Genomic DNA, 22,570 nt, shown 5'->3' on the forward strand with positions numbered 1-22,570 from the left:
AAAGGCAGAACAAAAATGGCAAAAGAAAAATTCGAGCGGACAAAACCGCACGTAAACGTAGGCACTATCGGTCACGTTGACCACGGTAAAACGACCTTGACAGCAGCAATTGCAACTGTGCTCTCAAAAGCATTCGGTGGCGAAGCAAAAGCTTACGATCAGATCGATGCTGCTCCTGAAGAAAAAGCCCGTGGTATTACGATTAATACTGCGCACGTTGAGTATGAGACTGCAAACCGTCACTACGCTCACGTTGACTGCCCAGGACATGCTGACTACGTTAAGAACATGATTACAGGCGCTGCTCAGATGGACGGCGCGATTTTGGTTTGCTCTGCAGCTGATGGCCCAATGCCACAAACGCGTGAGCACATCCTCTTGGCACGCCAAGTCGGTGTTCCGTACATCGTGGTGTTCTTAAACAAGTGCGACATGGTTGATGATGCTGAATTGCTCGAGTTAGTTGAAATGGAAGTGCGTGAACTTCTGTCTAAATATGACTTCCCAGGCGATGACACACCGATCATCCAAGGTTCTGCTAAGTTAGCCTTAGAAGGCGACGAAGGCCCATTGGGTAAAGAAGCCATCATGAAATTGGCTGAAGCCCTTGATACTTACATCCCAACTCCAGAGCGTGCCATTGATGGTGCGTTCTTGATGCCAGTAGAAGACGTGTTCTCTATCTCCGGTCGCGGTACTGTAGTGACTGGTCGTATTGAGCGCGGTATCGTTAAGGTTGGCGAAGAGATTGAAATCGTTGGTATCAAACCAACATTGAAGACTACTTGTACTGGTGTTGAAATGTTCCGCAAATTGCTCGACCAAGGTCAAGCAGGCGATAACGTGGGTATCTTGTTGCGCGGTACAAAACGTGAAGAAGTTGAGCGTGGCCAAGTATTGGCTAAGCCAGGTTCAATCACCCCCCATACTCACTTTACAGCCGAGGTTTACATCTTGGGTAAAGATGAAGGTGGCCGTCATACACCATTCTTTAACAACTATCGTCCTCAGTTTTACTTCCGTACTACGGACGTAACTGGCTCTATTGAGTTGCCAAAAGACAAAGAAATGGTCATGCCTGGTGATAACGTCACGATTACCGTCAAACTCATCGCCCCTATCGCGATGGAAGAAGGTTTACGTTTTGCGATCCGTGAAGGTGGCCGTACTGTTGGCGCCGGTGTGGTTGCAAAGATTTTGGCTTAAGTAGTTTTGGTAATGAGTTTTTATAAAGGGGTGTAGCTCAATTGGCAGAGCGTTGGTCTCCAAAACCAAAGGTTGGGGGTTCGATGCCCTCCGCCCCTGCCACGATTTGAACTGAAAGTAATATGTCTCAACAAACTGCAAGTCATTCTGAAGAAAAGAGCAGCTGGGTCTCTGGACTCGCTGCTTTAATCGTCGTTGCTGCGTTAGTGCTTTACTACACGCTCATCGATCAATCTTTATTGGTGCGCTTGGGTGTATTGTTCGGTGGCATTGCAGCTGCGGTTTTGATTGTGGCGATTTCACCCGATGGGCGTCGTTTTATCGCCTATGCAAAAGATTCTTGGTACGAAGTAAAAAAGGTTGTTTGGCCGACTCGTAAAGAGACTACCCAAATGACTCTAGTCGTATTTGGCTTTGTTCTGATCATGTCCTTGTTTTTATGGATTGCAGACAAATTGATTGAATGGCTAGTTTTTTCAGTCCTTTTAGGCTGGAAGTGAGTAAAACATGATTGATTCTGAAGTAGCTGCAAATCCACAAGCTACCGGCAATATGCGCTGGTACGTAATCCACGCTTACTCTGGAATGGAAAAGAGCGTTAAAAAAGGCCTTGAGGAGCGTATTGCACGTTCTGGCATGCCTGAGAAATTTGGCCGTATTTTGGTCCCATCCGAAGAGGTGGTAGAGATCAAATCTGGCACAAAATCAGTCACTGAGCGCCGTTTCTTCCCTGGTTATGTCCTGATTGAGATGGAAATGACCGATGAAAGCTGGCATTTGGTGAAAAATACGCCAAAAGTGACCGGTTTCGTGGGAGGTGTTCGTAACCGTCCAAGCCCGATTTCTACTGCTGAAGTCACCAAAATCATGGATCAGATGCAGGCTGGCGTGGATAAACCGAAGCCCAAGACCCTGTTTGAGGTGGGTGAGATGGTTCGCGTGAAAGAAGGCCCATTTACAGACTTCAACGGAAACGTTGAGGAAGTGAACTATGAGAAGTCAAGATTACGCGTTTCTGTTACAATCTTTGGTCGCGGTACCCCAGTTGAGTTGGAGTTTGGCCAAGTAGAAAAGATGTAAAAACAAGGACTTAGTCCGGTTTTGTAAGTGAAGTAGTTGTTTTAAGTGGTTATTTGGTTTTAGTAATTAACCGAGGAGCGGAGCTAGAAAGCCAAAAACTAGCAAAGCGTTTACTCAACGGCGGTCTTTCCTAATGAGGTTAGGCGCGCTTTAAGGAGCACACATGGCAAAGAAGATTATTGGCTTTATCAAACTGCAGATCCCTGCAGGTAAAGCAAATCCATCACCACCCGTAGGTCCAGCATTGGGTCAACGCGGCCTGAATATTATGGAATTCTGTAAGGCGTTTAATGCTCAAACTCAGAGCATGGAACCTGGCCTGCCAATTCCAGTCGTGATTACAGCGTTCGCTGATAAGAGCTTCACATTCATCATGAAGACTCCTCCAGCAACCATCATGATCAAGAAGGCTGCGAAGATCGAAAAAGGATCGCCACGTCCGCATACCGACAAGGTAGGAAAAATTACCCGTGCTCAAGCGGAAGAAATCGCTAAAGCAAAAATGCCAGATTTGACAGCAGCCGATATGGACGCAGCTGTTAGAACAATTGCTGGTAGCGCCCGTTCCATGGGCATCACTGTGGAAGGTCTCTAATCATGACTAAATTATCTAAACGCGTAAAAGCAATTCAATCTAAGGTTGATCGCAACAAGTTCTATTCATTGGAGGATGCATTGAGCCTCGTTAAAGAGTGTGCAACTGCTAAGTTCGATGAGTCTATCGACGTTGCTGTTCAGTTGGGTATTGATGCTAAGAAATCTGACCAAGTTGTGCGTGGCGCAGTAGTGCTCCCAGCTGGTACAGGTAAGCACGTTCGTGTTGCTGTTTTTGCACAAGGCGAGAAGGCTGAACAAGCTAAAGCTGCTGGTGCAGAAATCGTCGGCATGGAAGAACTTGCTGAACAAATTAAAGGCGGCAAAATTGATTTTGACGTTTTGATCGCATCACCAGACACAATGAAAATTGTTGGTACCTTGGGTCAAGTATTAGGCCCACGTGGTTTGATGCCAAATCCAAAAGTGGGAACTGTGACTCCTGACGTAGCTACTGCAGTGAAGAATGCAAAAGCGGGTCAAGTGCAATTCCGTGTGGACAAAGCCGGTATCGTGCACGCAAGCATTGGTCGTCGTTCATTCGAGCCAACTGCACTGAAGTCTAATTTGCTTGCATTGCTTGAGGCTTTGAATAAAGCAAAGCCGCCTGCATCTAAGGGAATTTATTTAAAGAAGGTTGCAGTAAGCAGCACCATGGGTGCAGGCGTACGTGTTGACCAAGCATCGTTACAAGCGGCTCAATAAGTAGCTTGTAACAAAAAAGAACTTTGGGTCGGCTCCTGCTCTTTGAGTGAGAGTCGAACATCAAAGACCGTTGGTGAATTAGTTGCTAATACAGAGTTAATTCTTAATCGTTACGAAAGTAATAGCCAGCGCAGATGGCGACCCTGAAAAGATTTTCACAAGAGTCTTTGTGAACAAATGATCAGACGCTGGTGTGTAACCCCAACTGGAAACAGTTGGTTTTTATGGAGTTAAACCGTGCCTTTGAATGTACAAGACAAAAAAGCGATTGTTGCTGATGTCGGCGCTCAATTGGCTGGAGCCCAAACTGTCGTGCTCGCTGAATACCGTGGTATTCCAGTAGAGCAGTTGACAAAGCTACGTGCTAGCGCACGTGACCAAGGTGTCTATCTTCGCGTTTTGAAGAACACATTGGCACGCCGTGCTGCACAAGGCACACAGTTTGAGCCTCTTGCTGATTCGATGGTTGGCCCCTTGATTTACGGCATCTCTGCTGATCCGATTGCTTCGGCAAAAGTATTGCAGGGCTTTGCTAAGACTCAAGATTTGCTAGTCATTAAAGCTGGCTTATACAACGGCAAGTTGTTAGATGTTGCGGGTGTAAAAGCTCTCGCAACAATTCCAAGCCGCGACGAGTTGTTATCTCAGTTGTTAGGTGTGATGTTGGCACCTGTTTCTGCGATGGCTCGCGTATTGGGCGCAGTAGCAGCACAAAAGGCAGCTGGAGCACCTGCTCCTGTAGCCGAAGCTCCAGCACCTGTAGCAGAAGCAGCAGCCCCAGCAGCAGTCGTTGCTGAAGCCGCAGCCCCTGAAGCAGCCGCTGAGCCTGCAGCCGCAGCCCCAGAAGCTGGAACAGAAGCAAAAGAAACCCCTGCCGCTGAATAAGCGACAGATTAACTATTTAAGTATTAGGAGCTAAAAATGGCGATTACTAAAGAAGAAATCATTGATGCAGTAGGTAGCATGTCCGTTATGGATTTGAACGATTTGGTTAAAGCGTTCGAAGAGAAGTTTGGTGTTTCAGCCGCAGCGATGGCTGTTGCTGGTCCTGCTGGTGCAGGCGGTGGCGGTGCTGCTGCTGAAGAGCAAACAGAATTCACTGTGAACTTGCTCGAAGCTGGCGCAAACAAAGTTTCAGTAATTAAGGCAGTTCGCGAAATTACTGGCCTTGGCTTAAAAGAAGCTAAGGACTTGGTTGACGGTGCACCGAAGCCAATCAAAGAAGGCGTTGACAAGAAAACTGCTGAAGAAGCTAAGAAGAAGCTTGAAGAAGCTGGCGCTAAAGCAGAACTCAAGTAATACAAACTTCGCTAGCGCTTCTCAAAAAGGAGCGTTAGCTATGTTGGGTTTGACCATTAGTGGTCAAACCCGATTTCATTTTTGATTGAAATCGGGTTTGCCTTCTGATACGACTGCAGAATGCAAGTTTGGTCGGACACTAAATCGAACGGTTTAGTGTTGTCCGCCAGTGATTGGTAGTGGCCAATCGCCAAATCTTTGTACAGTCGCTGAATTCGGAGATGAAATGAACTATAGCTTCACCGAACGCAAGCGAGTCCGTAAAAGCTTTGCTAAGCGAGTAAATAACCACCAGGTTCCGTACCTGATCGCAACGCAGCTGGAATCCTACGCTAAATTTTTACAGGCTGAAAAGCCAGCCATGTCTCGTCTTACAGAGGGACTTCAAGCTGCCTTTACTTCAGCATTCCCAATTGTGTCTAACAACGGCTACGCACGTATGGAATACGTGTCTTACCAGTTATCACAGCCTCCATTTGACGTTAAAGAATGTCAACAGCGTGGTTACACATACCACTCTGCCTTACGCGCAAAAGTTCGCTTGATTATTTATGATCGCGAAGCGCCTACTAAGGTGAAAGAGGTAAAAGAGAGCGAAGTCTACATGGGTGAAATTCCACTCATGACAGAAAACGGCTCTTTTGTAATCAACGGTACTGAGCGTGTGATCGTTTCTCAGTTGCACCGTTCCCCAGGCGTGTTCTTTGAGCACGATAAGGGCAAAACCCATAGTTCCGGTAAGTTGCTGTTTTCAGCACGCATCATTCCTTACCGTGGTTCATGGCTCGATTTCGAGTTTGATCCAAAAGATATTCTCTATTTCCGCGTTGACCGTCGTCGTAAGATGCCTGTCACTATTTTGCTCAAAGCAATTGGTTTAAACAACGAACAGATTCTTGCAAACTTCTTCAACTTTGATCATTTTGCATTGACCGCCAATGGCGCTTCGATGGAATTTGTTCCAGAGCGTTTGCGTGGCCAGTTGGCTAACTTTGATGTGCTCGATAAGAATGGCGTTGTTGTCATTCAAAAAGACAAGCGCATCAATGCAAAGCATATTCGCGAACTTGAAGCTGCTAAGACAAAAACGATTGCTGTACCAGATGACTATTTAGTTGGTCGCGTAGTTGCACGTAATATCGTTGATCCAGATTCTGGTGAAATCTTGTCGTACGCTAATGATGAAATCACTGAAGAGTTATTGGCTACATTGCGCGATGCTGGCATCAAGCAATTGGAAACCATTTACACCAATGATTTAGATTCTGGTGCGTATATTTCTCAGACACTGCGTACCGATGAAATTGCTGATCAAACAGCAGCACGTATTGCCATCTACCGCATGATGCGTCCTGGTGAGCCTCCAACAGAAGATGCTGTTGAAGCTTTGTTCCAGCGCTTGTTCTATAGCGAAGATACTTACGACTTATCTCGTGTTGGCCGTATGAAGGTCAATAGCCGTTTGAACCGCCCAGAAATGGAAGGTCCAATGGTTCTGTCGAATGAAGATATTCTCGACACGATTAAGTCCCTCGTAGATTTGCGTAACGGCAAAGGCGAAGTAGACGATATCGATCACTTAGGTAATCGTCGTGTACGTTGCGTTGGTGAATTGGCAGAAAACCAATTCCGTGCTGGTTTGTCACGTGTTGAGCGTGCGGTTAAAGAACGTCTCGGCCAAGCCGAAACAGAAAATCTCATGCCGCATGACTTGATTAATAGCAAGCCAATTTCTTCTGCGATTCGTGAGTTCTTCGGTTCTTCACAGTTATCCCAGTTTATGGATCAAACCAACCCACTTTCAGAGATCACGCACAAGCGTCGTATTTCTGCATTGGGACCTGGTGGTTTGACACGCGAGCGCGCAGGTTTCGAAGTGCGCGACGTGCATCCAACCCACTACGGACGTGTTTGCCCAATTGAAACTCCAGAAGGACCAAACATTGGTCTGATCAACTCACTCGCGCTATTTGCACGTTTGAATGAACATGGCTTCCTCGAGACTCCATACCGTAAGGTTTCCAATAGCAAGGTAAGCGATGAAGTGGTTTACCTCTCTGCAATTGAAGAAGCCAAGTATGTTATTGCTCAGGCCAATGCCACGATCGATAAAAACGGCAAGTTAGCTGACGAATTGGTTTCTGCCCGTCAAGCTGGTGAGACCATGATGGTTAGCCCAGAGCGTATCGATTTCATCGACGTTGCTCCTAGCCAGATCGTTTCTGCTGCAGCCTCACTCGTTCCATTCTTAGAGCACGATGATGCAAACCGTGCGTTGATGGGTGCGAACATGCAGCGTCAAGCAGTTCCTTGCTTGCGTCCAGATAAGCCATTGGTCGGTACCGGTTTAGAGCGTATTGTTGCGGTTGACTCCGGCACTGTTGTACTGGCCAACCGCGGCGGTATCGTGGATTACGTTGATGCAAACCGTGTGGTGATTCGTGTAAACGACGATGAAACTGCAGCTGGTGAAGTAGGTGTGGATATTTATAACCTCATCAAGTACACCCGTTCAAACCAAAATACCAACATCAATCAACGTCCAATCGTAAAAGTTGGCGATCGTGTAGCCCGTGGCGACGTCGTTGCTGACGGTGCATCTACCGATTTAGGTGAATTGGCTTTGGGTCAAAACATGACTGTGGCATTTATGCCATGGAACGGTTACAACTTCGAAGATTCAATCTTGATCTCTGAGAAGGTTGTTGCTGACGACCGCTACACCTCTATTCATATTGAAGAGTTGTCAGTGGTTGCGCGTGATACTAAGTTGGGTTCAGAAGAAATTACACGCGATATTTCCAACTTGGCTGAGTCACAACTCTCCCGTTTGGATGAGAGCGGTATTGTGTACATCGGTGCTGAAGTTGAAGCTGGCGACGTATTGGTTGGTAAGGTAACTCCAAAGGGCGAGACAACTCTCACTCCTGAAGAGAAGCTCCTCCGTGCGATCTTCGGTGAAAAAGCATCTGACGTGAAAGATACTTCTTTGCGCGTTCCATCAGGAGTGATTGGTACCGTCATTGACGTTCAAGTCTTCACCCGTGAAGGTATTGAGCGCGATGCCCGTGCTCAGTCCATCATTCAAGAAGAACTACAACGCTATCGTTTGGACTTAAACGACCAGTTGCGTATTGTTGAAGGCGATGCCTTCATGCGTTTAGAAAAGCTGTTGGTTGGAAAAGTTGCTAATGGCGGCCCTAAGAAATTAGCTAAAGGCACCAAGATCGACAAGGATTACCTTGCTGATTTGGACAAATACCATTGGTTTGATGTTCGCCCAGCGGATGATGAAGTTGCCTCACAAGTCGAAGCAATCAAATCTTCTATCGAAGCGAAGCGTAAACAGTTTGATGAAGCTTTTGAAGAGAAGCGCACCAAGCTTACCCAGGGTGATGATTTACAGCCTGGCGTAACCAAGATGGTTAAGGTGTACTTAGCTGTTAAGCGTCGCTTGCAGCCTGGTGACAAGATGGCCGGTCGTCACGGTAACAAGGGTGTGGTTTCTAAAATCGCTCCAGCAGAAGACATGCCATTTATGGCTGACGGACGTCCTGTAGACATCGTCTTGAACCCATTGGGTGTTCCTTCCCGTATGAACGTTGGTCAGATCTTGGAAACCCACTTAGGTTGGGCAGCTCAAGGTATTGGTAAGCGTATCGACGAGATGGTTCGTGAGCACGCTAAGCAAACTGAATTACGCAAGTTCTTCAAGCAGCTTTATAACGAAACCGGTCGTATTGAAGACATCGACAATTTCACTGATGAGCAGATCACTGTTTTGGCTGAGAATCTTCGCCAAGGCTTGCCATTTGCAACACCAGTGTTTGACGGTGCCACTGAGACAGAAATCGGACGTATGCTCGAGTTGGCCTATCCAGAAGAGGTTGCTAAATCTTTGAAGATGACGCCTTCACGTCAGCAAATGATTTTGTGCGACGGCCGTACTGGCGATCAGTTTGAGCGTCCAGTGACTGTTGGTGTCATGCATGTCTTGAAACTACACCATTTGGTCGACGACAAGATGCACGCACGTTCAACTGGACCTTACTCATTAGTAACGCAACAGCCATTGGGCGGTAAAGCCCAGTTTGGTGGTCAGCGCTTTGGTGAGATGGAAGTTTGGGCCCTCGAAGCATACGGTGCTTCATATGTCTTGCAGGAAATGCTGACAGTGAAGTCTGATGACGTCGCAGGCCGTACCAAGGTTTACGAAAACATCGTCAAGGGCGAGCACACAATTGATGCTGGCATGCCCGAATCCTTCAACGTACTGGTAAAAGAAATCCGTTCGTTGGGTATTGACATTGACATGGAGCGCAACTGATATGAAAGCATTGCTCGATTTATTTAAGCAAACGCAGGGCGAAGAGCAGTTTGATGTCATCAAAATTGGTCTCGCATCTCCTGAAAAAATTCGCTCATGGTCTTTTGGTGAAGTACGCAAACCAGAAACCATCAACTACCGGACTTTTAAGCCCGAGCGTGATGGTTTGTTCTGCGCCAAGATTTTTGGACCAACCAAAGACTACGAGTGCTTATGCGGTAAGTACAAGCGCTTAAAGTTCCGTGGCGTCATCTGCGAGAAGTGCGGTGTTGAAGTTACTCTCGCTAAGGTACGTCGTGAGCGCATGGGCCACATTGAGTTGGCAGCCCCTGTAGCGCACATTTGGTTCTTGAAGTCCCTACCATCTCGTTTGGGTATGGTTCTCGATATGACCTTGCGTGATATCGAGCGCGTTCTCTACTTTGAAGCATATGTAGTGGTCGATCCTGGCATGACTCCTGAAGGCGCAATGAAGCGTGGTCAGATCATGTCTGAAGATGAATACATTGCGAAAACTGAAGAGTATGGTGACGGTGCATTTACCGCCATCATGGGCGCTGAAGGTATTCGCGATCTCTTGCGTTCGATTGATATCGATCGTGAAGTAGAGACCATTCGCGCTGATTTGAAAGCTACAGGTAGCGATGCCAAGATCAAGAAATACGCTAAGCGCTTAAAAGTGCTTGAGGCGTTCCAGACTTCAGGTATCAAGCCTGACTGGATGATCATGGAAGTATTGCCAGTGTTGCCACCTGAATTGCGCCCATTGGTGCCATTGGATGGCGGTCGCTTTGCTACTTCTGATTTGAACGACCTCTATCGTCGTGTAATCAACCGTAACAACCGTTTGAAGCGTTTGTTAGAGTTGCGCGCACCAGAGATCATCGTTCGTAACGAAAAACGCATGTTGCAAGAAGCGGTTGACTCATTGCTCGACAACGGTCGTCGCGGTAAGGCTATGACAGGCGCTAACAAGCGTCCTCTCAAGTCCTTGGCTGAGATGATTAAAGGTAAGAGCGGTCGTTTCCGTCAAAACTTGTTGGGTAAACGTGTTGACTACTCTGGTCGTTCAGTCATCGTAGTTGGCCCTACATTGAAATTGCATCAGTGCGGTTTACCAAAATTGATGGCCTTGGAATTGTTCAAGCCATTCATTTTCAACAAGCTTGAGACTTTAGGAATTGCAACCACCATTAAGGCTGCGAAGAAAGAAGTTGAGAGCCAGACACCAATCGTTTGGGACATTCTCGAAGAAGTCATTCGTGAACATCCAATCATGTTGAACCGTGCGCCTACATTGCACCGTCTCGGTATTCAGGCTTTCGAGCCAATGCTGATTGAAGGTAAAGCGATCCAATTGCACCCATTGGTCTGCGCGGCATTTAACGCGGACTTTGACGGTGACCAAATGGCGGTTCACGTTCCTTTGTCGCTCGAAGCGCAAATGGAAGCGCGTACATTGATGTTGGCTTCGAACAACGTATTATTCCCAGCAAACGGCGAACCATCCATCGTTCCTTCACAGGACGTGGTGTTGGGTCTGTACTACGCTACCCGTGACAAGATCAACGGTAAGGGAGAAGGCATGGTTTTCGCCAACATTACTGAAGTAGTGCGCGCATACGAAGCCGGCCAGGTTGAATTGGCATCTCGTGTTGCTGTGCGTATTACTGAGTTTGAGATTGTGGATAAAAAGGCAGAGGGCGATGCCCGTTTTGCTGAAAAAACCAAGATCTATCAAACTTCAGTTGGCCGTGCAATCTTGTCTGAGATTTTGCCTAAAGGGATGTCCTTCGAGGAAATCAACAAGCCTTTGAAGAAAAAAGAAATCTCACGTTTGATCAACACTTCATTCCGTAAGTGCGGCTTGCGTGAAACTGTGATTTTTGCTGACCGTCTCTTGCAGTCTGGTTTCCGCTTGGCCACCAATGCTGGTATCTCGGTTGCGATCGACGATATGCTGATCCCAACCTCCAAAGAGCGCATCATCACTGAAGCTTCTGCCAAGGTTAAGGAATATGACAAGCAGTTCATGTCAGGTCTCGTAACCAATCAAGAGCGTTATAACAACGTGGTTGATATTTGGGGCGCTGCAGGCGACCAAGTTGGCAAGGCGATGATGGATGAGTTGTCACACGTTGACGTTGTCGACCGTAACGGCAAAACTGTGCGTCAAGAATCCTTTAACTCTATCTATATGATGGCGGATTCTGGTGCGCGTGGATCTGCAGCGCAAATTCGTCAGTTAGCTGGTATGCGTGGTTTGATGGCGAAGCCTGATGGCTCCATTATTGAAACCCCAATTACTGCAAACTTCCGCGAAGGTTTGAACGTATTGCAGTACTTCATTTCAACCCACGGTGCTCGTAAAGGTTTGGCTGATACTGCGTTGAAGACAGCGAACTCTGGTTACTTGACCCGTCGTTTGTGCGACGTTACTCAAGACCTCGTAGTGATCGAGGATGATTGCGGCGCAACTTCTGGCGTTACTATGAAGGCCCTTGTTGAAGGTGGCGAAATTATCGAAGCATTGCGTGACCGTATTTTGGGTCGTGTCTGCATCGGTGACATTGTTCATCCTGATACACAAGAAGTCATCGTTCCTAACGACACCTTGCTCGATGAAGATCATGTTGATCAGATCGTGGCATTGGGCATCGACGAAGTTAAAGTTCGTACAGTATTGTCTTGCTTAACCCGCTTTGGCTTGTGCGCCAAGTGCTACGGACGTGATCTCGGTCGCGGTGGTTTGGTGAACGTTGGTGAAGCAGTTGGTGTGATCGCTGCTCAGTCTATCGGTGAGCCAGGCACACAGTTGACTATGCGTACCTTCCACATTGGTGGTGCAGCGTCACGTGCCTTGGTTGCAAGCAATATTGAAGCCAAATCAAATGGTGCTTTGAAGTTCTCAGGCACGATGCGTGTTGTGAAGAACGCGAAGGGTGAGCAGATCGTGATTTCACGTTCTGGCGAAGCCTTGATCGTTGATGAGAATGGTCGTGAGCGCGAACGTCATAAAGTACCTTACGGTGCAACTCTCTTGTTAAAAGAAGATGCAGCAGTGAAGGCTGGCGCAAGCTTAGCAACCTGGGATCCCTTAACACGCCCGATTATTTCTGAGTACGCTGGTATCGCTCGCTTCGACAACGTCGAAGAGGGTGTCACTGTTGCTAAGCAGGTTGACGAAGTGACTGGTCTTTCCACTTTGGTGGTGATTGACGGTAAGCGTCGTTCAGCTGCAAGCAAAGGTGTTCGCCCAATGATCAACTTAGTTGATGAGAAGGGTAACGAAGTCATGATCGCCGGCACTGATCACCCAGTAAACATTGGTCTCCAAGTGGGCGCTTTGATTACTGTTAAGGACGGTCAAAAAGTCGAAGTTGGTGAAGTATTGGCGCGTATTCCAATCGAATCACAGAAGACTCGCGACATTACCGGTGGTTTGCCACGCGTTGCAGAATTGTTCGAAGCACGTTCACCAAAAGATGCAGCAGTATTGGCGAAAGTGACTGGAACAGTCTCCTTCGGTAAAGAAACCAAAGGTAAACAGCGTTTGGTGATTACCGATATGGATGGCGAAGCCAATGAGTTCTTGATTCCTAAAGAGAAACAAGTTCTCGTTCACGACGGTCAAGTTGTGAACAAGGGCGAGATGATTGTGGAAGGCCCTGCTGATCCGCATGACATCTTGACTCTCAAAGGTATCGAAGAGTTGGCAATCTACATCGTTGACGAAGTTCAAGACGTTTATCGTCTCCAGGGCGTGAAGATCAATGACAAGCACATTGAAGTGATCGTGCGTCAGATGTTGCGTCGTGTTCAGGTAACTGATCCAGGCGATACATCCTTCATTACTGGTGAGCAAGTTGAGCGTTCTAAGTTATATGACGCAAACGATGCTGTGATTGCACAAGGCAAGCACCCAGCTCAGTTCGACAACGTATTGCTTGGTATTACTAAGGCATCCTTGTCGACCGATAGCTTTATTTCAGCGGCTTCTTTCCAAGAAACCACCCGTGTATTGACCGAAGCTGCCATTATGGGCAAGACCGATACACTCCGTGGCCTCAAGGAAAACGTCATTATTGGTCGCCTGATCCCTGCTGGTACCGGCTTGTCTTATCGTCGTGCACGCAAGGTCAGAGAGCAATTCGAGCGCGATCGCGCTCAAATGATTGCCGCCGAAGAGGAGGCATTGGCTAACGCCCCTGTTGAAATCGAGGCTGAAGTCATTGCTCCTGCTGGGGAGGCTGATCCGAGCTAATTTGGTAATTCTGGCCAGAAATGGCCAGTTTTTTCCCTTTAGGTTGACGGAAAAGGCTGGCCAAGCTAGAATGCTGAGTTCTACTGATTCAGAAGAAGGTCTTTTTGACCTAGAAATTCTCTAAGTCATTGATTTTCTTGAAGAAAGCAACAAAGAAGTACTAACCGAGCTATTTTATGCCAACAATTAATCAATTATTACGCAAGCCAAGAACAAGGCTTACCGTTAAAAGCAAGAGCCCTGCGCTGCAAAACAGCCCGCAGCGCCGTGGTGTTTGTACACGTGTGTACACCACTACTCCTAAAAAGCCTAACTCTGCGCTCCGTAAAGTAGCTAAAGTTCGCTTAACCAATGGTTTTGAAGTGATTTCATACATTGGCGGTGAAGGCCATAACCTCCAGGAACACTCAGTAGTGTTGATTCGTGGCGGTCGTGTAAAGGACTTGCCAGGTGTGCGTTACCACATCGTTCGCGGTTCTTTGGACCTACAAGGTGTTAAAGATCGTAAACAAGCCCGCTCTAAATACGGTGCTAAGCGTGCTAAGAAAGCTGCTTAATTTTTAAGAATTAAGCAGTAGCGGTTTTTGTAGTAAGTCGTTGTTTGTCAGACTCAAAAGACAAGTAAGTGGTTGTTCCGTCTAGGAATTTTTCTTAGATAGTAGGACAACCGGAGCGGGTGATCCAGGTGGGCCACCCCTAACTGAACTGAAGGAGTAGTTATGCCACGTCGTCGTGAAGTTCCCAAACGGGAAATTTTGCCGGATCCAAAATTCGGTAATGTAGAAGTAGCTAAATTCATGAACGTCCTGATGTTGGACGGCAAGAAATCGGTTGCAGAGCGTATCGTTTACGGTGCCTTTGATCACATCGAGAAAAAAGCAAATAAAGAACCACTCGAAATTTTTTCAACAGCCATGGGTAACGTTAAGCCAATGGTTGAGGTTAAGAGCCGTCGTGTTGGTGGTGCTAACTATCAAGTTCCTGTTGAAGTTCGTCCATCACGCCGTTCCGCTTTGGCAATGCGCTGGTTGCGCGAAGCCGCTAAAAAGCGCGGTGAAAAATCCATGGCTCAACGTTTGGCCAACGAATTATTAGAAGCTGCTGAAGGTCGTGGCGGCGCAATGAAGAAGCGTGAAGAAGTTCACCGTATGGCAGAAGCTAATAAAGCTTTCTCACATTTCCGCTTCTAATCCAATAGTTAAGAAAAGGCACCAACAGTGGCACGTAAAACTCCCATCGACAAATACCGCAATATTGGTATTTCTGCGCATATTGACGCAGGCAAGACAACAACCACAGAACGCGTTTTGTTCTACACCGGTGTTAACCACAAAATCGGTGAAGTGCATGATGGCGCAGCTACCATGGACTGGATGGAGCAAGAGCAAGAGCGTGGTATCACGATTACTTCTGCTGCTACCACCACTTTCTGGAAGGGTATGGCAGGAACAATGCCTGAGCACCGTATCAACATTATCGATACTCCAGGGCACGTAGATTTCACGATTGAAGTTGAGCGCTCAATGCGTGTTTTGGATGGTGCTTGCATGGTTTACTGTGCGGTAGGTGGAGTACAGCCACAATCAGAAACAGTTTGGCGTCAAGCAAACAAGTATCAAGTTCCACGCTTGGCATTTGTAAACAAGATGGACCGCACTGGTGCGAACTTCTTCAAGGTCTATGACCAAATGAAGACTCGTCTCAAGGCAAACCCAATCTTGATCCAGATTCCAATCGGCGCAGAAGAAAACTTTAAAGGCGTTGTGGACTTAGTAAAGATGAAGGCCATCTATTGGGATGAGGCTTCACAAGGTACCAAATTCACCTACGAAGAAATCCCTGCTGAATTGCAAGCTTCTGCTGAAGAGTGGCGCGAGAAGATGCTCGAAGCTGCTGCTGAAAGCTCAGAAGAGTTGATGGAAAAGTATCTCGGTGGCGAAGGCTTGACCGAAGAAGAAATTAAAGGCGCATTGCGTCAACGCACTATTGCCAATGAAATCGTTCCAATGTTGTGTGGAACTGCTTTCAAAAACAAAGGTGTTCAGGCGATGTTGGACGCAGTAGTTGAGTTGTTGCCATCCCCATTAGATGTGCCACCAGTTCCTTGCGAATTGGAAGACGGTACACCTGCAACTCGTGAAGCCTCTGATAGCGCCAAGTTTTCTGCATTGGCATTTAAGATCATGACTGACCCATTTGTTGGCCAGCTCATTTTCTTCCGCGTTTACTCAGGCGTCATGAAGTCTGGTGACACGATCTACAACCCAATCAAGGGCAAGAAAGAGCGTGTTGGCCGTTTGTTGCAGATGCATGCAAACCAACGTGAAGAAATTAAAGAAGTGTACGCAGGCGATATTGCTGCAGCAGTTGGTCTAAAAGACGCGACAACTGGCGAAACATTGTGTGATCCAGATAGCATCGTGATTTTGGAGCGCATGGTATTCCCAGAGCCAGTGATCTCACAAGCGGTTGAGCCAAAGACAAAAGCTGACCAAGAAAAAATGGGTCTTGCTTTGAATCGCTTGGCACAAGAAGATCCTTCTTTCCGCGTGAAGACTGATGAAGAGTCAGGCCAAACCATTATTTCCGGTATGGGCGAGCTCCACTTGGAAATTTTGGTTGATCGTATGAAGCGTGAATTCAGCGTTGAAGCCACTGTTGGTAAGCCACAAGTTGCATACCGCGAAACCATTCGTAAGGTTTGCGAAGAGATCGAAGGTAAATTTGTTAAGCAGTCTGGTGGTCGTGGTCAATACGGTCACGTGGTTTTGAAGTTAGAGCCACAAGCCCCAGGCAAAGGTTTTGAATTCGTTGATGCTATTAAGGGCGGCGTAGTTCCACGTGAATACATTCCTGCAGTAGAAAAAGGCATTATCGAGACATTGAACTCCGGTATTTTGGCTGGCTATCCAGTAGTAGATATCAAAGCGACATTGTTCTTTGGTTCATACCACGACGTTGACTCCAACGAAAACGCATTTAAGATGGCAGGCTCAATGGCGTTCAAAGATGGAATGCGTAAAGCATCTCCAGTATTGCTTGAACCAATGATGGCTGTTGAAGTTGAAACACCAGAAGATTTCATGGGTAACGTAATGGGTGACCTCTCATCCCGTCGCGGTATTTTGCAAGGTATGGATGACATTCCAGGCGGCGGCAAGATCGTTCGTGCTGAAGTGCCGTTGGCAGAGATGTTTGGTTACTCAACTGGCTTGCGCTCGTTGACCCAAGGTCGCGCTACCTACACCATGGAATTTAAGCATTATTCCGAAGCACCGAAGAACGTTGCTGAAGCAGTTATGGCTGCTAAAGCGAAGTAATTTATCCACATTAATTTTGAATATTGATTAGCTAAAGAAGGCAGAACAAAAATGGCAAAAGAAAAATTCGAGCGGACAAAACCGCACGTAAACGTAGGCACTATCGGTCACGTTGACCACGGTAAAACGACCTTGACAGCAGCAATTGCAACTGTGCTCTCAAAAGCATTCGGTGGCGAAGCAAAAGCTTACGATCAGATCGATGCTGCTCCTGAAGAAAAAGCCCGTGGTATTACGATTAATACTGCGCACGTTGAGTATGAGACTGCAAACCGTCACTACGCTCACGTTGACTGCCCAGGACATGCTGACTACGTTAAGAACATGATTACAGGCGCTGCTCAGATGGACGGCGCGATTTTGGTTTGCTCTGCAGCTGATGGCCCAATGCCACAAACGCGTGAGCACATCCTCTTGGCACGCCAAGTCGGTGTTCCGTACATCGTGGTGTTCTTAAACAAGTGCGACATGGTTGATGATGCTGAATTGCTCGAGTTAGTTGAAATGGAAGTGCGTGAACTTCTGTCTAAATATGACTTCCCAGGCGATGACACACCGATCATCCAAGGTTCTGCTAAGTTAGCCTTAGAAGGCGACGAAGGCCCATTGGGTAAAGAAGCCATCATGAAATTGGCTGAAGCCCTTGATACTTACATCCCAACTCCAGAGCGTGCCATTGATGGTGCGTTCTTGATGCCAGTAGAAGACGTGTTCTCTATCTCCGGTCGCGGTACTGTAGTGACTGGTCGTATTGAGCGCGGTATCGTTAAAGTTGGCGAAGAGATTGAAATCGTTGGTATCAAACCAACTCTCAAAACTACTTGTACTGGTGTTGAAATGTTCCGCAAATTGCTCGACCAAGGTCAAGCAGGCGATAACGTGGGTATCTTGTTACGCGGTACAAAACGTGAAGAAGTTGAGCGCGGCCAAGTATTGGCTAAACCTGGTTCAATCACCCCCCATACTCACTTTACAGCCGAGGTTTACATCTTGGGTAAAGATGAAGGTGGCCGTCATACACCATTCTTTAACAACTATCGTCCTCAGTTTTACTTCCGCACAACGGACGTAACTGGCTCTATTGAGTTGCCAAAAGACAAAGAAATGGTCATGCCTGGTGATAACGTCACGATTACCGTCAAACTCATCGCCCCTATCGCGATGGAAGAAGGTTTACGTTTTGCGATCCGTGAAGGTGGCCGTACTGTTGGCGCCGGTGTGGTTGCAAAGATTTTGGCTTAAGGAAGTGGTAGTAAATAATATTTAGCGGTTTGCTAACCGGTGACATCAGTGCTGCTGATGTCACCGTGCTCTTTAGATGTATAACGTGGCAGCACCACACCGCTCTTTGGAATTAATATGCAAAACCAAAAAATTCGTATTCGCCTTAAAGCATTTGATTACCGTTTGATCGACCAGTCTGCAGCTGAAATCGTTGACACAGCTAAGCGTACTGGTGCAGTTGTTAAGGGTCCAGTTCCTTTGCCAACTCGTATTGAGCGTTTTGATATCTTGCGTTCACCACACGTGAACAAGACATCTCGTGATCAATTGGAGATCCGTACCCATCTCCGTTTAATGGATATCGTTGATCCTACAGAGAAAACGGTAGATGCTTTGATGAAATTAGACCTTCCAGCAGGTGTGGACGTCGAAATTAAGTTGCAGTAATTTGTAGTTTCCGGTCTTTTTGCTTGTCAAGATCGGCATTTCAGGATAGAATCTAAGGCTACGCTGATTTATTTGGGCGATATTTTAGGCTGTATCAGCATTAAAAATGTTGTAAGTTATTGATTTAGAAGTACTTTTACTTGTAAATCACTTAAATTAATTTTGCCGACCAATCGTAGTCGGCGTGGAGCATGAATATGAGCTTAGGCTTAATCGGCCGCAAGGTCGGCATGACCCGTCTATTTACGGACGAAGGGGATTCAATTCCTGTGACCGTAATCGACGTGAGCGACAACAGAATCGCTCAAATCAAGACCCAGGCAACTGATGGCTATGATGCTATCCAGTTGGCACATGGCACACGTAGAGCTACTCGCGTTACCAAAGCAATGGCTGGTCACTTCGCTAAAGCAGGGGTGTTGGCTGGTAATGGTCTCAACGAATTCCAATTAGACGCAGCAAAAATTGCAGAAATGACACCAGGACAAGTAATTCCTGCTGACGCTGCATTTACGGCTGGTCAAAAAGTGGACGTGCAAGGCGTATCGATCGGTAAAGGTTACGCTGGTACCATTAAGCGTTATCACTTTGCTTCTGGTCGCGCATCCCACGGTAACTCACGTTCACATAACGTACCAGGTTCAATCGGTATGGCGCAAGATCCTGGTCGTGTTTTCCCAGGTAAGCGCATGACTGGCCACCTTGGTGACGTTACCCGTACCGTACAAAATTTAGTCATCGCACGCATTGATGCAGAACGTAATCTCATCATGGTTAAAGGCGCTATTCCAGGTGCCCCAGGCGGTAAAGTGATTGTTACTCCAGCGGTGAAGACACCGTTGAAGAAGAAATAAGGAGAGCGAATATGGAACTTAAGCTTCTCCAAGACAACGGTACTTTAGGTGCAGGCGTGCAAGCTTCACCAGAAGTATTCGAACGCGAATATAACGAAGCATTGGTACACCAAGTTGTAGTGGCTTATCAAGCAAATGCACGTAGTGGTAACCGTGCACAAAAAGACCGTGAGCAAGTTAAGCACACCACCAAGAAACCTTGGCGTCAAAAAGGTACTGGTCGTGCACGTGCTGGTATGAGCTCTTCCCCGCTGTGGCGTGGAGGTGGTCGTATATTCCCGAATTCTCCAGAAGAGAATTTCAGCCAAAAAGTAAATAAGAAAATGTACCGCGCTGGTATGAGATCTATCTTGTCTCAGTTAGCTCGCGAAGGTCGTTTGAATGTCGTTGATCAATTTAATCTTGATGCTCCAAAGACTAAAGTTTTGGCTGACAAAGTTAAGGCAATGGGCTTGGATTCAGTCTTGATTATTGTTGATCAGGTTAGCGAGAATTTGTACTTGGCATCACGTAACTTGCATAAAGTTGCCGTGGTTGAGCCACAGCACGCTGATCCATTAGCTTTGGTTCAATACAAAAAAGTATTGGTCAGCAAAGCAGCGATCGCAAAAATTGAGGAGTTGCTGAAATGAGCCAAGTCCGTAAAAACGATCACAACCTGATGAAGGTTCTGCTTGGTCCTGTTATCTCTGAGAAAGCCACTATGGTTGCAGAGAAAAACGAACAAGTAGTTTTCCAAGTAGCTCGCGATGCAAACAAGAGCGATGTAAAACAAGCAGTTGAATTGCTCTTCAAAGTGCAAGTTGACTCAGTTCAAATCGTGAATCAAAAGGGTAAGCCTAAGCGCTATGGCCGTTTTGAAGGTCGTCGTGACCACACCAAGAAGGCCTATGTGAATTTGAAGCCAGGTCAAGAAATTAACTTTGAAGCGGAGGCGAATTAATCATGCCTTTGATGAAGACAAAACCGACCTCACCAGGTCGTCGTTCAATGGTCAAGGTGGTCAATCCTGACCTGCATAAAGGTAAGCCTTTTGCAGCGTTGGTAGAGCCACAATTCCAAAAAGCGGGTCGTAACAATAATGGCCATATCACTACCCGTCATAAAGGTGGTGGTCATAAGCATCACTATCGTGTTGTTGATTTCAAACGCAACGACAAAGATGGCATTCCAGCAAAAGTTGAACGCTTGGAATACGATCCAAACCGCAGTGCAAATATTGCATTGATCGTGTTTGCTGATGGTGAGCGTCGCTACATTCCTGCTGCTAAAGGCATGACTGTTGGTCAAGCAATCATGAATGGTTCTGAGGCACCAATCAAATCTGGTAATAATTTGCCAATTCGCAACATTCCAGTTGGTAGCACTATTCACTGCGTTGAAATCCTCCCAGGCAAAGGTGCTCAAGTAGCGCGCTCTGCTGGTGGTTCTGCAGTATTGCTGGCTCGTGAAGGCGTATACGCTCAAGTGCGTTTGCGCTCCGGTGAAGTTCGCCGTGTTCTGATTGAGTGCCGTGCCACTATTGGTGAAGTTGGTAACGAAGAGCACAGCTTGCGTCAAATTGGTAAAGCAGGTGCAAATCGCTGGCGTGGTATTCGCCCAACCGTTCGCGGTGTGGCAATGAACCCAGTAGATCACCCACACGGTGGTGGCGAAGGTAGAACTGGCGAAGGCCGTGTACCTGTATCTCCATGGGGTACCCCAACCAAAGGTTATCGCACACGTCGCAATAAGCGCACAACTTCGATGATCGTTCAACGTCGTCAAAAACGTTAAGCGATAAGGATAAATAGATATGACACGTTCAGCTAAAAAAGGCCCATTCTGCGACGCCAGCTTAGTAAAAAAAGTTGAAGTTGCACAAGCCAACAAAGACAAAAAGCCGATCAAAACTTGGTCACGCCGTTCAACAATTCTTCCAGACTTTATCGGTCTGACAATTGCTGTTCATAACGGTCGTCAACACGTTCCGGTTTATGTATCAGAAAACATGGTGGGTCATAAGTTAGGCGAATTTGCCTTGACCCGTACTTTCAAAGGTCACGCTGCTGACAAGAAAGTTGTGAAGAAGTAAGGGGATGATGATGGAAGTTAAAGCTATTCATAAGGGCGCCCGCATTTCTGCGCAAAAGACACGTTTGGTCGCAGACCAAATTCGTGGTTTGCCAATTGCACGCGCATTGAACATTTTGAATTTCAGCCCCAAAAAAGCTGCCTTCATTGTGAAAAAAGTAGTTGAATCAGCGATTGCAAATGCTGAACACAATAAAGGTGCCGACATTGATGAGCTCAAGGTATCAGCGGTAATCGTTGATAAAGGAACTTCCTTAAAGCGCTTCACTGCACGTGCTAAGGGTCGTGGCAATCAAATCGAAAAACAAACTTGTCACATTAGCGTGACCTTGAGTAACTAAGGAAAGATATGGGCCAAAAGATTAATCCCACCGGATTCCGACTCGCGGTAACGAAGAATTGGACATCACGTTGGTATGCAAATAACACTGACTTCGCAAAGATGCTGAAAGAGGACGTAGATGTCCGCAGCTATTTGAAGAAGAAGTTGAAGAATGCTTCCGTTAGTAAAGTGGTAATCGAGCGTCCTGCTAAGAACGCTCGCATCACTATCTATAGCTCACGTCCAGGTGTTGTGATTGGTAAAAAAGGCGAAGATATTGAAGTTCTCCGTCGTGAATTACAAAAACGCATGGGTGTTCCAGTTCACGTGAACATTGAAGAAATTCGTAAGCCTGAAGTAGATGCCCAATTAATTGCTGACTCTATTACTCAGCAGCTAGAAAAACGCATCATGTTCCGTCGTGCTATGAAGCGTGCAATGCAAAGCGCAATGCGTCTTGGCGCACAAGGTATCAAGATTATGTCATCTGGTCGTTTGAACGGTGCAGAAATTGCTCGTCGCGAATGGTACCGTGAAGGTCGTGTTCCACTTCATACATTGAAGGCTGACATTGACTACGCAACATCAGAAGCTGAAACAACCTACGGCATCATCGGCGTCAAAGTTTGGGTTTACAAAGGTGACACATTGGGTCGTGGTGCAGAAGCTCAAGTAGCCGCTCCATCCGCTGAACCAGCCGCCGAAGAAAAGAAAACTCGTCGTGCTCCAAGCAAAACAGCTGCTCGTAAACCAGCTGCTGGTGCTGACAAGCCATTAGTTGCTGCTAAACCAGCAGTAAAGCGTGTGCGTAAGGTTGAAGCACCTGCCGCAGATACGCAGAAGTCAGGAGAGTAA

General features: G+C 46.9%; 20 protein-coding genes, 1 tRNA gene and 1 pseudogene. All 22 read left to right on the plus strand.

The features are described 5' to 3' along the window. Nucleotides 1–15: 15 nt before the first annotated feature. The gene (gene tuf, locus ICN21_RS00345; RefSeq protein WP_215296093.1) at nt 16–1,206 is read left to right on the plus strand and encodes an elongation factor Tu; all 1,191 of its coding nucleotides are present in this window, start codon (nt 16–18) and stop codon (nt 1,204–1,206) included. A 26-nt stretch (nt 1,207–1,232) separates the two neighbouring features. Further along, nucleotides 1,233–1,308: transfer RNA gene (locus ICN21_RS00350), tRNA-Trp, on the plus strand. A gap of 20 nt (nt 1,309–1,328) precedes the next feature. Beyond that, entirely contained in the window at nt 1,329–1,706 is a 378-nt protein-coding gene (gene secE / locus ICN21_RS00355; protein WP_215296094.1) for a preprotein translocase subunit SecE, read from the plus strand. A gap of 7 nt (nt 1,707–1,713) precedes the next feature. Next, a complete protein-coding gene (gene nusG / locus ICN21_RS00360; RefSeq protein ID WP_087908791.1) occupies nt 1,714–2,286 on the plus strand; it encodes a transcription termination/antitermination protein NusG in 573 nt (190 codons plus the stop codon). 163 nt (nt 2,287–2,449) lie between these two features. Continuing rightward, nucleotides 2,450–2,881 (plus strand): 50S ribosomal protein L11, encoded by a 432-nt coding sequence (rplK, locus tag ICN21_RS00365; RefSeq protein ID WP_011901890.1) that lies wholly within the window; start codon nt 2,450–2,452, stop codon nt 2,879–2,881. A gap of 2 nt (nt 2,882–2,883) precedes the next feature. After that, entirely contained in the window at nt 2,884–3,585 is a 702-nt protein-coding gene (rplA, locus tag ICN21_RS00370; RefSeq protein WP_215296095.1) for a 50S ribosomal protein L1, read from the plus strand. 237 nt (nt 3,586–3,822) lie between these two features. Beyond that, a pseudogene (rplJ, locus tag ICN21_RS00375) lies at nt 3,823–4,341 on the plus strand (50S ribosomal protein L10); the annotation flags it as partial. 165 nt (nt 4,342–4,506) lie between these two features. Beyond that, on the plus strand, nt 4,507–4,884 hold the full coding sequence (gene rplL / locus ICN21_RS00380; protein WP_112202584.1) for a 50S ribosomal protein L7/L12: 378 nt from the start codon (nt 4,507–4,509) through the stop codon (nt 4,882–4,884). A gap of 226 nt (nt 4,885–5,110) precedes the next feature. Continuing rightward, nucleotides 5,111–9,211, plus strand: coding sequence for a DNA-directed RNA polymerase subunit beta (gene rpoB / locus ICN21_RS00385; protein WP_216175959.1), 4,101 nt, complete (start codon nt 5,111–5,113; stop codon nt 9,209–9,211). 1 nt (nt 9,212) lies between these two features. Then, nucleotides 9,213–13,475: a DNA-directed RNA polymerase subunit beta' gene (gene rpoC, locus ICN21_RS00390; RefSeq protein ID WP_215296098.1), complete on the plus strand. Its 4,263-nt coding sequence runs from the start codon at nt 9,213–9,215 to the stop codon at nt 13,473–13,475. Nucleotides 13,476–13,651: 176 nt separating this feature from the next. Further along, nucleotides 13,652–14,032 carry a 30S ribosomal protein S12 gene (rpsL, locus tag ICN21_RS00395; protein ID WP_068947691.1) on the plus strand — a complete coding sequence of 127 codons (381 nt, stop codon included), beginning with the start codon at nt 13,652–13,654 and terminating at the stop codon, nt 14,030–14,032. Nucleotides 14,033–14,194: 162 nt separating this feature from the next. Then, nucleotides 14,195–14,665: a 30S ribosomal protein S7 gene (rpsG, locus tag ICN21_RS00400; protein WP_068320103.1), complete on the plus strand. Its 471-nt coding sequence runs from the start codon at nt 14,195–14,197 to the stop codon at nt 14,663–14,665. 27 nt (nt 14,666–14,692) lie between these two features. After that, nucleotides 14,693–16,795: an elongation factor G gene (gene fusA / locus ICN21_RS00405; RefSeq protein ID WP_215296099.1), complete on the plus strand. Its 2,103-nt coding sequence runs from the start codon at nt 14,693–14,695 to the stop codon at nt 16,793–16,795. Between the two features lie 51 nt (nt 16,796–16,846). After that, nucleotides 16,847–18,037 carry an elongation factor Tu gene (tuf, locus tag ICN21_RS00410; RefSeq protein WP_215296093.1) on the plus strand — a complete coding sequence of 397 codons (1,191 nt, stop codon included), beginning with the start codon at nt 16,847–16,849 and terminating at the stop codon, nt 18,035–18,037. Nucleotides 18,038–18,154: 117 nt separating this feature from the next. Further along, complete coding sequence (gene rpsJ, locus ICN21_RS00415; RefSeq protein WP_011901899.1) at nt 18,155–18,466, plus strand: 30S ribosomal protein S10; 312 nt, start codon at nt 18,155–18,157, stop codon at nt 18,464–18,466. 197 nt (nt 18,467–18,663) lie between these two features. Continuing rightward, nucleotides 18,664–19,320, plus strand: coding sequence for a 50S ribosomal protein L3 (gene rplC / locus ICN21_RS00420; RefSeq protein ID WP_215297226.1), 657 nt, complete (start codon nt 18,664–18,666; stop codon nt 19,318–19,320). Nucleotides 19,321–19,331: 11 nt separating this feature from the next. Then, entirely contained in the window at nt 19,332–19,952 is a 621-nt protein-coding gene (gene rplD, locus ICN21_RS00425; protein ID WP_087908798.1) for a 50S ribosomal protein L4, read from the plus strand. Then, nucleotides 19,949–20,263, plus strand: coding sequence for a 50S ribosomal protein L23 (rplW, locus tag ICN21_RS00430; RefSeq protein ID WP_068947693.1), 315 nt, complete (start codon nt 19,949–19,951; stop codon nt 20,261–20,263). The genes rplD and rplW overlap by 4 nt, the downstream gene beginning before the upstream one ends. Before the next feature lie 2 nt (nt 20,264–20,265). Then, entirely contained in the window at nt 20,266–21,096 is an 831-nt protein-coding gene (rplB, locus tag ICN21_RS00435) for a 50S ribosomal protein L2 (RefSeq protein ID WP_087908799.1), read from the plus strand. 19 nt (nt 21,097–21,115) lie between these two features. Next, nucleotides 21,116–21,394 carry a 30S ribosomal protein S19 gene (gene rpsS / locus ICN21_RS00440; RefSeq protein ID WP_087908800.1) on the plus strand — a complete coding sequence of 93 codons (279 nt, stop codon included), beginning with the start codon at nt 21,116–21,118 and terminating at the stop codon, nt 21,392–21,394. 7 nt (nt 21,395–21,401) lie between these two features. Beyond that, on the plus strand, nt 21,402–21,734 hold the full coding sequence (gene rplV, locus ICN21_RS00445; protein WP_197712017.1) for a 50S ribosomal protein L22: 333 nt from the start codon (nt 21,402–21,404) through the stop codon (nt 21,732–21,734). An 8-nt stretch (nt 21,735–21,742) separates the two neighbouring features. Then, nucleotides 21,743–22,570: a 30S ribosomal protein S3 gene (gene rpsC, locus ICN21_RS00450; RefSeq protein WP_215296100.1), complete on the plus strand. Its 828-nt coding sequence runs from the start codon at nt 21,743–21,745 to the stop codon at nt 22,568–22,570.

It is taken from the genome of Polynucleobacter sp. AP-Feld-500C-C5, assembly GCF_018882265.1.
Lineage (GTDB): Bacteria > Pseudomonadota > Gammaproteobacteria > Burkholderiales > Burkholderiaceae > Polynucleobacter.

What these genes read in the sequence shown, in the direction of transcription:
- rplA (WP_215296095.1), top strand. Translation starts at nt 2,884, where the DNA reads ATGACTAAATTATCTAAACGCGTAAAAGCAATTCAATCTAAGGTTGAT.
- rplC (WP_215297226.1), top strand. Translation starts at nt 18,664, where the DNA reads ATGAGCTTAGGCTTAATCGGCCGCAAGGTCGGCATGACCCGTCTATTT.
- nusG (WP_087908791.1), top strand. Translation starts at nt 1,714, where the DNA reads ATGATTGATTCTGAAGTAGCTGCAAATCCACAAGCTACCGGCAATATG.
- rpsG (WP_068320103.1), top strand. Translation starts at nt 14,195, where the DNA reads ATGCCACGTCGTCGTGAAGTTCCCAAACGGGAAATTTTGCCGGATCCA.
- rplV (WP_197712017.1), top strand. Translation starts at nt 21,402, where the DNA reads ATGATGGAAGTTAAAGCTATTCATAAGGGCGCCCGCATTTCTGCGCAA.
- rpsS (WP_087908800.1), top strand. Translation starts at nt 21,116, where the DNA reads ATGACACGTTCAGCTAAAAAAGGCCCATTCTGCGACGCCAGCTTAGTA.
- rpoB (WP_216175959.1), top strand. Translation starts at nt 5,111, where the DNA reads ATGAACTATAGCTTCACCGAACGCAAGCGAGTCCGTAAAAGCTTTGCT.
- rplB (WP_087908799.1), top strand. Translation starts at nt 20,266, where the DNA reads ATGCCTTTGATGAAGACAAAACCGACCTCACCAGGTCGTCGTTCAATG.
- tuf (WP_215296093.1), top strand. Translation starts at nt 16,847, where the DNA reads ATGGCAAAAGAAAAATTCGAGCGGACAAAACCGCACGTAAACGTAGGC.
- rpsC (WP_215296100.1), top strand. Translation starts at nt 21,743, where the DNA reads ATGGGCCAAAAGATTAATCCCACCGGATTCCGACTCGCGGTAACGAAG.
- rpsJ (WP_011901899.1), top strand. Translation starts at nt 18,155, where the DNA reads ATGCAAAACCAAAAAATTCGTATTCGCCTTAAAGCATTTGATTACCGT.
- rplD (WP_087908798.1), top strand. Translation starts at nt 19,332, where the DNA reads ATGGAACTTAAGCTTCTCCAAGACAACGGTACTTTAGGTGCAGGCGTG.
- secE (WP_215296094.1), top strand. Translation starts at nt 1,329, where the DNA reads ATGTCTCAACAAACTGCAAGTCATTCTGAAGAAAAGAGCAGCTGGGTC.
- rpoC (WP_215296098.1), top strand. Translation starts at nt 9,213, where the DNA reads ATGAAAGCATTGCTCGATTTATTTAAGCAAACGCAGGGCGAAGAGCAG.
- rplW (WP_068947693.1), top strand. Translation starts at nt 19,949, where the DNA reads ATGAGCCAAGTCCGTAAAAACGATCACAACCTGATGAAGGTTCTGCTT.
- rpsL (WP_068947691.1), top strand. Translation starts at nt 13,652, where the DNA reads ATGCCAACAATTAATCAATTATTACGCAAGCCAAGAACAAGGCTTACC.
- rplL (WP_112202584.1), top strand. Translation starts at nt 4,507, where the DNA reads ATGGCGATTACTAAAGAAGAAATCATTGATGCAGTAGGTAGCATGTCC.
- tuf (WP_215296093.1), top strand. Translation starts at nt 16, where the DNA reads ATGGCAAAAGAAAAATTCGAGCGGACAAAACCGCACGTAAACGTAGGC.
- rplK (WP_011901890.1), top strand. Translation starts at nt 2,450, where the DNA reads ATGGCAAAGAAGATTATTGGCTTTATCAAACTGCAGATCCCTGCAGGT.